Here is an 8187-nt window from a genome sequence, read left to right on the forward strand (position 1 = left end):
CCCCCGGGCGGTCCCCCGTTCCGCCCGGGGGCCTGCGCGCTCTCCGGATCACCCGGCCGTGCCCGCCTTCGCGGGTGCCTCGGCCGGCTTGATCTCCCCGGCCGCTCCCTGCTGCGGGCGCACCAGGCAGGCGAGGGCCGTCGCCGCGGCCGCCAGCAGGACCCCGCCCACGACCGTGCCGTGCAGGCCGCCGGTGACCGCCGCCCCGACGGCGTCGCGGACGGCCGCCGGGAGGCCGTCGAGGGAGGCCGGGGTCAGCCCGCCGCCGGTGAGCCGGCCGGCCTCGGCGGGCCCGAGGCGCTCCGTGAGGGAGTCGGTGAGCCGCGCCGTGTAGACCGCGCCGAGCGCCGCCATGCCGAGCGAGCCGCCGATGCTCCGCAGCAGCGTGACCACGCCCATCGCCGCGCCCATGTCCTGGGGCCGGACGGCCCCCATCGAGGTCAGCAGGGTGCTCTGCATCACCAGGCCGAGGCCGATCCCGGCGACGGCCGTGAGGCCCGAGGCCACGGCGATCGGGGTGTCGGTGCGCAGGAGCAGCAGCAGCGCGCCGCCGGCCAGGGTGACGGCGCCGCCCAGCAGCGGGTAGCGCCGCTCGCCGCCCGGCCGCCCCATCAGCCGCGCCGTCACCAGCTGGGTGCCCATCATGCCGAGCATCAGCGGCAGCAGGAGCAGGCCGCCGGCGGTGGGCGAGGCGCCCCGGGCCAGCTGAAGGTAGAGCGGCAGGTAGCCGACCAGGGCGATCATCACCGCGCCGGTGAGGAAGCCGAGCGCCTGCGCCACCGTGAAGTTGCGGTCGCGGAACAGCGCGGGCGGGATCAGCGGCCCGGGGGCGCGCAGTTCGGTCCGGGCGAACCAGCCCAGCGCGACCAGCGCGACGAGCGCCGTGCCGAGGAGCACCGGGGAGGTCCAGGAGTAGGCGGTGCCGCCCCAGCTGCCGACCAGGGTGAGCGCGAGGATGCCGGTGGTCAGCAGGGCGACCCCGGCCCAGTCGAACGGGGCGCGCACCCGCTCGGTCCGCAGCCGTACCCCGACGCCGACCGCGAGCAGCGCGACCAGCCCGACCGGCAGGTTGACGTAGAAGGCCCAGCGCCAGCTCAGCCGTTCGGTGAGGAAGCCGCCGAGCAGCGGCCCGCCGACGAAGGCGATCGGCATCAGCACGCCGACCACCGACTGCACCCGCGCCCGGTCGGAGGCGGGGACGAGCACCCCGATCACCGAGAGCGCGCCGACCATCAGCCCGCCCGCGCCGATCCCCTGGAGGCCCCGGAAGGCGATCAACTGCCCCATGTCCTGGGCGAGTCCGGCCAGCACCGAGCCGGCCAGGAACACCACCACCGCCCACTGGTAGGCGCCCTTGCGCCCGTACAGGTCGCCGAGCCGGCCCCAGAGCGGGGTGGCGGCGGCGGAGGTCAGCAGGTAGGCGGTGACCGCCCAGGAGAGGTGCTCCAGCCCGCCGAGGTCGCCGACGATGGTCGGCAGCGCGGTGCCGATGATCTGCCCGTCGAGGGCCGAGAGGAAGATGCCGAGCATCAGGCCGATGACGCCGAGCAGCGGCGGCTTGGGCCGGTCCTCGACGCGTTCCCCGGCCGGTTCCGTGGCCATGCCGTCCTCCCCCTTCCCCGGCTCAGGCCGCGAACGGGCGGGCCCGGCGGGCGTCCCGCAACGCCTGCGCCCACCAGGTGAGCTGGTCGAGCATGGTCTTGGCGGCGGTGTCGGCGGCCGGGTCGATCGCCTTGCCCTCGGCGTCGAAGCACTGCGCGGCGCCGTGGAAGCTGACCGTGTTGCGGATCGTCGCGGCGTTCAGCTCGGCCATCACCACCCGCAGTTGCTCGACGGCCCGCAGGCCGCCGGACAGGCCGCCGTACGAGACGAAGCCGACCGGCTTGCCGTGCCACTGGCGGTTGTGCCAGTCGATGGCGTTCTTCAGCGGGGCCGGGAAGCTGTGGTTGTACTCGGGCGTGACGATCACGAAGGCGTCGGCCGCCTCCAGCCGGGGCGACACGGCGGCCAGCAGCGCGGCGTCGTCCGAGGACAGTTCGCCGCCGAAGGACGGGAAGGTGACGGGCAGCGGGGTCTCCACCAGGTCGATGCGGTCGGCGGTCAGGTCGCCGCGCGCTTCGAGGTGGCCGAGCAGCCAGTCGGCGACCACCGGGCCGAAGCGGCCGTCGCGGGTGCTGCCGACGAGGACGGCGACCTTCAGGTTCTGCTCGCCGGGCTTCTGCTCGGTGGGCTTCTGATCGGTGGACCTCGGCTCCGTGGACTTCTGCTCCGTGGACATGGGAATCCCCCTCCGGGATGGCTGCTGTGTACGGCGTATCCGCCTGGAATACAACGTACACATCGACGTGTACGCCGTCCACTGCCGATACGCCGTACACAGGAGGGTGCTACGGTGGGACCGACCCCCAGTCGGAAGGAGCCCGCCCCCATGCCCGCTCAGCAGGCCCCCACCGGGGACACCCCCGCCGGCGACGACAGGCCCCCGGCGTCACTCTGGGAGCGCCTGGACCGCCCGGCCCCCGCCCCGCGCACCACCCTGACCCCGCAGCGGATCGCCGAGGCCGCCGTCGCCGTCGCCGACGCCGAGGGCCTGGACGCCGTCACCATGCGCCGGCTGGCCGCCGAGCTCGGCGTCGCCCCGATGGCCGCCTACCGGTACGTCTCCGGCAAGGACGAACTCATCGAGCTGATGGTCGACTTCGTCTACGGCCGGCTCCCGCTGGACGCCCCCGCCGAGGACTGGCGGGCGACCATGCGCGCCCTGGCCCTCCACCTGCGGGCCATGCACCTGGCCCACCCGTGGACCGTCCGGGCGGCCACCCCGTTCTCCCTCAGCCCGAACCAACTCGCCGTCCCCGAGCACGCGTTCGCCGCCCTCGCCGAGCACGGCCTGGACGCCGACACCACCATGGCGGTGTTCCGCACCGTCACCGGCTACGTCCACGGCTCGGTCGCCACCGAGGTCACCCTGGAGACCCTGCGCCGCGAGCGCGGCTGGTCCGACGGCGACCAGACCCGGGCCGGCCTGGCCCCCCGGATGACCTGGCTGATGGGCACCGGCCGCTACCCCAACTACCAGCGCTACCTCCACGCGGCCACCCGCAAGGACGACCCCGACTGGCAGTTCGAAACCGGCCTCGACTGCGTCCTCGACGGCATCGCCGCCCACTTCGCCCTCTGACCGGGCCGCTCACGGCGTGGGAAGTCGACCGGCCCGACTTCCCGTGCGGCGGCTGCCGCCGAAACGCCTACCCGGCCGGCCGCTCGCCGGCGAGGACCAGGCGGTAGCCGTAGTCCATGCCGTCCCGGTCGAGCAGGTCGGCGTACCGCCGGTGCCACGCCCCCGAGGCGAGGTCGGCCCGCAGCCGCTCGACGGCCGGCTCGACCACCGCCGGCGGCAGCTGCGCGAAGGTCGAACTGGCCTGCCGGACAACCGGGTCCAGGTACTGCTCGGGCCGCCGCCAGTGGGCGACCTGGAAGCCGTCGGTGAAGTCGTGGGGGACGGCGAAGGGCAGCACGGTGTGCGCGCCCAGGGCCTCCACCACCTCCTCCAGCGGCAGGAAGCGGGAGTCCTCCAACTCCCTGATCTCCGGCAGGTAGTCCTCCAGCAGCCACAGCTGCGGCCGGTGCGCCGGGTCCCAGGTGAACACCGCCTGCCGCCGCGCGACCCGCCGCAGCTCGGCCAGCCCGCGCCGCGGGTCCGACCAGTGGTGGACGGTCAGGACGGCCATCGCCGCGTCGAACGCCCCGTCCTCGAAGGGAAGTTGCTCGGCCGAGGCCTTGACCTTCCGCTCCCCCGGATGCTGGTCGAGCATGACCTGCGACGGGTCGACGGCCGTGACCTCGGCGTCCTCGGGCTCGTACGAACCCGCCCCCGCACCGACGTTGACCACCGTGCGCGCTCCCCGCAGCGCCGACCCGATCAACGCGTGCAGCCGCGGATCGGGCCGACGGACCTGCCGGTACCCGACGCCGATCCGGTCGTACCTCGCCGTTTGGCTCTCGTGCCCCGTGTGTCCCATCCGGCCAGCCCATCAAACGGGACCACCGGAGGCAACCGCTTCGCGCGAACCCGCACCGCCGCACGGGAAGTCGGCCTGGCCGATCGGCCCGCACGCCCGTTCGTGCGTACACGTGTCGCCCGCTCGGCGCACGGGAATTGCGGCCGTCCCGGCGGGCGGGGAGGTTGGGCCCGGGGCACTTCGACCCCGACCCCGATCGCCCGACTCCCCAGGAGCCCTCATGCGACGCCTCACGACCGTACTCGGTACCCTCGCCGCCGCCGGAACCATGGCCCTCGCCCTGCCCAACACGGCCTTCGCGGCCCACGGAGAGCTGATCTTCAATCCCGGCCAGACGGTCATCGAGAACCCGAGCGGCTGTAACAACGCCACGTACCGTCCGCTCATCGTGCAGAACGACACCAACGAGTACGCCCTCGTGTACGACGGACCGGACTGCACCGGCAACGTGATCGCGGTCGTTCCTCCCGGCGGTCACACGACCCAGGAGTTCGGCTCCAGCGTGTTCACCGCCTGACGACGGCCCGGTCCGCCCGCCGCGCGAGAAGTCGACTGGGCCGAATTCTCGCGCGGCTCGACGCTCCTACCGCCGAGCGGGGAGCGCCAGGACGGCCAGCCCTCCGGCCAGGACGGCGAGGCCGCACCAGGAGACCGTGGGCAGGCGCTCGCCGAGGGCGGCCACCCCGAGCACCGCCGCGACGGCGGGTTCGGCGAGGGTCAGGGTGGTGGCGGTCTGGGCGGTGGTGTGCCGCAGGCCGTGGCCGAAGAGCCAGTACGCGAGGAAGGTGGTGATCACCGCGAGGTGCAGCACCACGCCCGCCCCGCGCGCCGTGAGCAGCCAGCCCGTGGGGCCGCACAGCAGCACCGGGAGGACGATCAGCGCCCCGCCGCCGAACATCGCCCCCATCACCCCGCCCGAGGGGTGCCCGGCCGCGATCAGCCGCCCGCCGATCAGCGAGTACACGGCGTACGAGAGTCCGGAGAGCGCGGCCAGCAGCACGCCCGGCAGGTCCACCGTCGTGCTGCCGCCCGCGAGTTCGGGGCCGAGCACCAGGAGGGCGCAGCCGAGCACGGCCAGCGCCGTGGCCCCGGCCCAGCGCCCGCCCGGCCGTCCCTGTCGGGTGAGCCAGCCGAGCAACCCGGTGAACACGGGCGCGCTGCCGAGCGCGATCACGGTGGCCACGGCCACGCCCGTACGGCTCACCGCCGGGTAGAAGGTCACCGGGTACCCGGCCACCGCGACGGCGCCGGCCGCGAGCAGCCACCGGTCGCACGGCCCGCACGTCCGGGGCAGCACCCGGGCGGTGCGGTCGGTGAGGAACAGGAGCAGCCCGCCGAGCACCAGCCCGGCGGCCCCGATTCCCGCCGCCGGGGCGCCGCCGGGTGCCAGCGAACTGGCCGTCCCGGTGGTGCCCCAGAGCACGGCGGCGATCAGGATCGGCACCACGCCGCCGCGCGGGCGGGTGCGGCGGACGCGGCGGGTGCGGCGGGGAGCCGTGGGGAGGGTGCGGGCAGAGGAGGACAAACGATTCGGCACAGTCGTGAACTTCCGTCGTCGAAGACCGTCAGGGGAACTGGTTTCCGAGAACGGGCGCACGCCGCCGACCCACGGCGGCCGCCATCGGGCCGAGCCGGGGTCGTAGGGGGTCAAGCCACCGAAGCGCGCGCCCGATCAGGCGCTGAGCGGTGGCAGCACGACGTGCCAGTACAGGTTCACGCGTCGATGGTACCGACCGGCGGGCGCGAGAAGTCGGCCGGTCCGACTTCCCACGCGGAGCTGGTCGTTGATGCGTCCTTGACCCGATGTACACCTGCCGCTTCCACCGTGACGGGAGAGCACGCCCCCAGCGGAAGGAAGAACTCCCATGCGCATGCACGGTCTCCTCGCGGCAGCCGTGGTGTCCACGGCGGCCCTCGGTCTGGCCGCCCCGGCCCCGTCCACCGCCCAGGCCACGACCACGGCGACGGCCAGCAAGCCGATCGAGAAGGTCAGCGGCAAGAGCCACGTCCTGATCAACCCGGCGAACGCCGCCGGGACGAACTGGAACCCCGAGCAGGAGAGCTCCCTCGGCGGCCGGCCGCTGACCCTCCACGCGACCGAACCCACCGCCGGCCCGAAGGCCACCGACCCGAAGGCCGCCGCCTCCCCGATGGCCGCCGCCAAGGCGAGCGTCTGGGGCACCACCGGCCGACTGCTCACCGGGGGCGGCGTGTGCACCGCCAACGTCGTCTCCAGCGCCAACCGCGACGTCATCGCCACCGCCCGGCACTGCGTGGAGGGCGGGCACGACTTCCAGTTCGCCCCCAACTACGACGCGGGCAACGCCCCGTACGGCTGGTGGACCTGGCGGGCGGCCGGTTGGGTCACCGCTCCGGCCCCGCAGGGCGACATCGCCTTCATCGTGCTGAACACGAAGGACGGCCGGCACATCGCGGACGTCGTCGGGGCCACCGGCATCGGGTTCAACCGGGACATCGGCAACGACGCCCACATCATCGGCATCCCCGGTGTGGTTCCCGCCTCCAAGGAGCACGCGCTCTGGTGCGGCGGACGGCCGGTGGCCGGTCCCGAGCAGCCGTCCACCGCGCGGATCGACAACTGCATCGGGCTGAGCGGCGGCGCGAGCGGCGGACCGTTCTTCGTGGACTACGACCAGAACGACGGTTCGGCCGTGCAGACCGGCGCCTTCGTCGGGGGTGACGGTTGGCAGGGCACCTGGTGGGCGGTGAACTCGTACTACCGCGACGACGCCTACAACGTCTTCAACGGGGCGCAGAACGCCTGACCTCCCACCCCACGCGCCCCCGGGACGCCGTCACGCCCCTCCCGGGGGCGCACCCCCTCGCCCGTGCAACCGTCGGCAGCCCGCCCGCGACTTCCGGACCATAGCGGACCGTGCATTCGTCCCTACGCTGAGTGTCGACCCCATCGGCCCACCGGAAGGACCCGCTCGTGCGCCGCTCCAGCCTCGTGCTGTCCCTGGCCCTGACCACCGTGGTCGCCTCCGCCCTGACGGCCGCCGACGTCGTGCGGGACGAGCCCTACCTGTCCGTGACCCTGCCGGTGCTCCGCGACCCGAAGGCCCAGCAGCAGCTCCACCACATGACGGACCCGGTGCAGGAGTGGGTGGAGTCCCGGGATCCGGCGGCGGCCGGCTACGCCGGGACGGTGATCGACGCGGCGAACCAGCACGCCGACATCTACTGGAAGGGCGAGGCCCCGGCCCAGGTCCGCTCCCTGCTCGACGCGAACGCCGCGGACGTCGGCCCCGGCTACACCGTCGACGTCCACCCGAGCCCGTACTCCCGCGCGGAGATGCGCGCCGCGATCGACCGGTTCACCGCCGCCGTGGCGCGCGACGCGTGGACGTCGATCGGCCCGCAGGAGGACGGCACCGCCATCGCGATCACGTACGCGCCGGCCCCGGCGAAGCAGCTGACCGGCGGCGACGCGACCGTGCAGGCGTACTCCTCGCGGGCCGCCGAGATCGCCGGCATGCCGGTGACGGCCGGCATCGAGGAGACACCGGTGGCCCTGTCCGGCAACCGGCACTCCGACAGCGCGCCGTACTACGCGGGCGCCGAGGTGAACACCGGAAAGGCGTCGTTCTGCTCGACGGCGTTCAGCGGCTGGAAGGACGGGACGAAGGTGGTGCTGACCGCCGCGCACTGCGGCGGCGGCCGGTACTACAACGGCACCGGCAGCTACATCGGCGACCTGACCACGGTCGGCGACGGCCTGGACGTCGGCATGATCGCGGTCAACGGGACCGGCGGCGGCCGGTTCTACGACGGCTCCTGGTCGGACAACGGCGGCTCGTCCCGGCACACGTACGGCGCCGGGCGGAACAACGTCGGGGACCTGATCTGCCTGAGCGGCGCCCAGTCGGGGTGGAGGTGCGACGTGCAGGTCAAGCGGGTCGACGTGGAGACGACGAACGACGAGGGCACGAAGATCAAGCCGGTGGACGTCGCGGAGTCGAAGGGCGGCGACCGCCGGGCGGTCGCCGCGAAGGGCGACAGCGGCGGCCCCGCACTGGCCAACCCCTCCGGCCCGAACGGCGACATGGAGGCCCGCGGCGTCATCGTCGCCGCCAGGTCCGAGGTCGCCTGCCCGCCCGGCTCCACGGCGCACCCGACGACCTGCTACGCGCAGGTGCTGTAC

General features: G+C 74.0%; 8 protein-coding genes. 4 read left to right on the forward strand and 4 right to left on the reverse strand.

Translation table 11 applies throughout. The annotated features are described in order from the left end of the window. Nucleotides 1-48: 48 nt before the first annotated feature. Nucleotides 49-1602 (reverse strand): MDR family MFS transporter, encoded by a 1554-nt coding sequence (locus ACFU6K_RS22715; RefSeq protein WP_380665750.1) that lies wholly within the window; start codon nt 1600-1602, stop codon nt 49-51. Between the two features lie 22 nt (nt 1603-1624). Continuing rightward, nucleotides 1625-2278 carry an NADPH-dependent FMN reductase gene (locus ACFU6K_RS22720; RefSeq protein WP_380665752.1) on the reverse strand — a complete coding sequence of 218 codons (654 nt, stop codon included), beginning with the start codon at nt 2276-2278 and terminating at the stop codon, nt 1625-1627. A gap of 150 nt (nt 2279-2428) precedes the next feature. Between ACFU6K_RS22720 and ACFU6K_RS22725 the strand changes: the two genes are divergently transcribed. Then, nucleotides 2429-3181, forward strand: a complete 753-nt coding sequence (locus tag ACFU6K_RS22725; protein ID WP_380665754.1) for a TetR/AcrR family transcriptional regulator — start codon at nt 2429-2431, stop codon at nt 3179-3181. 67 nt (nt 3182-3248) lie between these two features. Here the strand turns inward: ACFU6K_RS22725 and ACFU6K_RS22730 are convergent, their stop codons facing one another. Beyond that, the gene (locus ACFU6K_RS22730; protein ID WP_380665756.1) at nt 3249-4022 is read right to left on the reverse strand and encodes a class I SAM-dependent methyltransferase; all 774 of its coding nucleotides are present in this window, start codon (nt 4020-4022) and stop codon (nt 3249-3251) included. Nucleotides 4023-4242: 220 nt separating this feature from the next. Between ACFU6K_RS22730 and ACFU6K_RS22735 the strand changes: the two genes are divergently transcribed. Continuing rightward, complete coding sequence (locus ACFU6K_RS22735) at nt 4243-4539, forward strand: hypothetical protein (RefSeq protein ID WP_380665758.1); 297 nt, start codon at nt 4243-4245, stop codon at nt 4537-4539. 66 nt (nt 4540-4605) lie between these two features. Here ACFU6K_RS22735 and ACFU6K_RS22740 read toward each other — a convergent pair whose 3' ends face one another. Next, nucleotides 4606-5559, reverse strand: coding sequence for a DMT family transporter (locus ACFU6K_RS22740; RefSeq protein ID WP_380665760.1), 954 nt, complete (start codon nt 5557-5559; stop codon nt 4606-4608). A gap of 328 nt (nt 5560-5887) precedes the next feature. Here ACFU6K_RS22740 and ACFU6K_RS22745 point away from each other — a divergent pair, with 328 nt between their 5' ends. Then, on the forward strand, nt 5888-6808 hold the full coding sequence (locus ACFU6K_RS22745; protein WP_380665762.1) for a trypsin-like serine peptidase: 921 nt from the start codon (nt 5888-5890) through the stop codon (nt 6806-6808). Nucleotides 6809-6975: 167 nt separating this feature from the next. Continuing rightward, on the forward strand, nt 6976-8187 hold a 1212-nt coding region (locus ACFU6K_RS22750), incomplete at its 3' end, for a hypothetical protein (protein WP_380665764.1).

Origin of the sequence: Kitasatospora sp. NPDC057512 (genome assembly GCF_042802135.1) — a bacterium.
Lineage (GTDB): Bacteria > Actinomycetota > Actinomycetes > Streptomycetales > Streptomycetaceae > Kitasatospora.

Bases quoted from the DNA above. Each gene is read 5' to 3' on its own strand.
- ACFU6K_RS22715 (WP_380665750.1), bottom strand. From the start codon at position 1,602: ATGGCCACGGAACCGGCCGGGGAACGCGTCGAGGACCGGCCCAAGCCG.
- ACFU6K_RS22720 (WP_380665752.1), bottom strand. From the start codon at position 2,278: ATGTCCACGGAGCAGAAGTCCACGGAGCCGAGGTCCACCGATCAGAAG.
- ACFU6K_RS22725 (WP_380665754.1), top strand. From the start codon at position 2,429: ATGCCCGCTCAGCAGGCCCCCACCGGGGACACCCCCGCCGGCGACGAC.
- ACFU6K_RS22730 (WP_380665756.1), bottom strand. From the start codon at position 4,022: ATGGGACACACGGGGCACGAGAGCCAAACGGCGAGGTACGACCGGATC.
- ACFU6K_RS22735 (WP_380665758.1), top strand. From the start codon at position 4,243: ATGCGACGCCTCACGACCGTACTCGGTACCCTCGCCGCCGCCGGAACC.
- ACFU6K_RS22745 (WP_380665762.1), top strand. From the start codon at position 5,888: ATGCGCATGCACGGTCTCCTCGCGGCAGCCGTGGTGTCCACGGCGGCC.